The sequence below is a fragment of the Streptomyces sp. NRRL WC-3549 genome (assembly GCF_000721935.1).
Lineage (GTDB): Bacteria > Actinomycetota > Actinomycetes > Streptomycetales > Streptomycetaceae > Streptomyces.
Genome location: NZ_KL585387.1, coordinates 176,797 through 178,191 on the forward strand (window position 1 = coordinate 176,797; position 1,395 = coordinate 178,191).

General features: G+C 75.2%; 1 protein-coding gene and 1 pseudogene. One reads left to right on the forward strand and one right to left on the reverse strand.

The window, feature by feature from the left end:
* Positions 1 to 183 (forward strand): annotated as a pseudogene (locus tag IH13_RS0106195) (hypothetical protein); the annotation flags it as partial.
* A gap of 32 nt (positions 184 to 215) precedes the next feature.
* Here IH13_RS0106195 and IH13_RS0106200 read toward each other — a convergent pair.
* A complete protein-coding gene (locus IH13_RS0106200) occupies positions 216 to 986 on the reverse strand; it encodes a DUF3152 domain-containing protein (RefSeq protein ID WP_031081715.1) in 771 nt (256 codons plus the stop codon).
* Positions 987 to 1,395 lie beyond the last annotated feature (409 nt).

A 1,395-nucleotide genomic window follows, 5' to 3' on the forward strand; every position in this document is an offset into this window, starting at 1 on the left:
CTCCCGGCCTCCCTGGACCCGCTGGCGGGCACCGGCCTCCCGGCCGGGCCGCCGCCGGGGGCCGGCGACCCGGCGGACCTGGCCGTCTTCGGCGTACGGGACGCGGGGGAGCTGGCCGCGCGGGGCGCGGGCAGCTGTGTCGCCACGGTGCTCGGCGGCCGGCTCCTCTTCCGGGCGAGCTGAGCGCGCGGCCCCGGGCCGCCGGGCGCGAAACCTCAGGGCACCGAGGGGCCGCCCAGGTAGGTGCCGTCCGGGGTGTACGGCCAGGCGTTGGACTTGCAGCCCTTCAAGCCCTTGATCTGCTGCATCATCGCGGGGGCCGGTTTGCCCGGGCCGGGACAGGTCTCGTGCCCGTGGCCCAGCCAGTGGCCGACCTCGTGGTTGATGATCAGAGCGCGGTACTCGGCGGCGGAGCCGTCGAACGTCGGTGAACCCAGCAGCCAGCGGCGGAGGTTGACCATGACGTTCTCCCCGCCGCGGCAGTTCACCTCGCCACCGGTGTCCAGGTCGTACTGCCCGCAGAGCTTGTCGGTGGTCGCGGGGGTCCCGATGCGTATCACCAGACCGGCGGAGCCGTCGGCGACCTGGCGGAAGGAGCGGGTTCCGCCCTCGTTCCAGCCCCGCGGGTCGGCGAGTATCGCGGCCACGTCCTCGGCGGCACTGTCCGGGTCGACGCCTATGCCGTCCTCCACCTCGACGCGGTAGGGGTTGCCGCCGCCGGACGAGGAGACCCCGGCGCGGGCCACCGTGAAGGTGCCGGGACCCGACTCCGGCACGGAGTCCGGGTCCACCGTCTTCTCGGTACTCGGTGAGGGCTCCGGGGACTTCGAGGGCTCGGCGCTCGGGGACGCCTCGGGGGAGGGCGGGGTCTGGGAGGCGGTGGGCGCCCGGCCGGCGGCGAGCGCGTCGTCGTCGTGCTGCCACGGAGGGTCCACGAAGAGGAACGCGCCGACGGCGGCGACCGCGACGACCACCCCGGCGAGGATCGCGCGGCGTGTCCGCAGGCGTCTTCGGCGCTGCCGGGACCGCTTCCGGCTCTGTGTGCGCGAGGACCGTGCCCCGGAGGCGGCGGCCGCCGGGGCCCTGCGTCGGCCTCCGGAGCTCCGTATTCGACGTGTGTCTTCACTGTGCATGTTCTGGTGAGTATCCGTGGTCTCGATGTGGTCGTCCAGAGTCGATCTTCAGCCCCGGGGGCCGGTCCGGTCGGTCGGCCCCCGGGCGCTCGTCCGTCTGCCGCACCACCTCCGGCGGCTCGTCCACCGGTGAGGCGTACGGGAGTTGTCGGCCCGCCCGGACCGTGGGGAGGGGCCGGCTTGGTCCGTGCGGCCCTCGTCCGCCGGTGCCGGCGAAGAGGCGCGCGCCCTCCCGGACGGCTGCGGGGGCGGAGGGGCGGTC